This is a genomic window from Salmonella sp. SAL4457 (genome assembly GCF_046548235.1).
Lineage (GTDB): Bacteria > Pseudomonadota > Gammaproteobacteria > Enterobacterales > Enterobacteriaceae > Salmonella > Salmonella enterica.
Window position 1 is genome coordinate 1 of sequence record NZ_JBGDZO010000763.1, and the last position, 260, is coordinate 260.

A 260-nucleotide genomic window follows, 5' to 3' on the forward strand; every position below is an offset into this window, starting at 1 on the left:
GTCGAGGAGCAGTCCGTGACCACCAGCGAGATGAACCGCAGCGTCTCCGAGGCCGCCGGCGGCACCGGCGAGATCGCGTCCGCGATCGACACGCTCGCCGACACCTCCCAGGTCACGACGGCCGGCGTCCGCGAGATCAGCACCGCCGTCGGCGAGCTGTCGCGGATGTCGGGCCGGATGCAGGAGCTGGTGGCGACGTTCCGCTACGAGTGACCCGGCTCGCTGCCGCCGGCGTCCGGAAGGGTGCTCCTGGTCCGGAA

1 protein-coding gene is annotated in these 260 nt (G+C 71.9%); it reads left to right on the plus strand.

Annotated elements, in window-relative coordinates; genetic code table 11:
- On the plus strand, positions 1-213 hold a 213-nt coding region (locus ACLJNW_RS26215), incomplete at its 5' end, for a hypothetical protein (protein ID WP_410961507.1).
- Positions 214-260 lie beyond the last annotated feature (47 nt).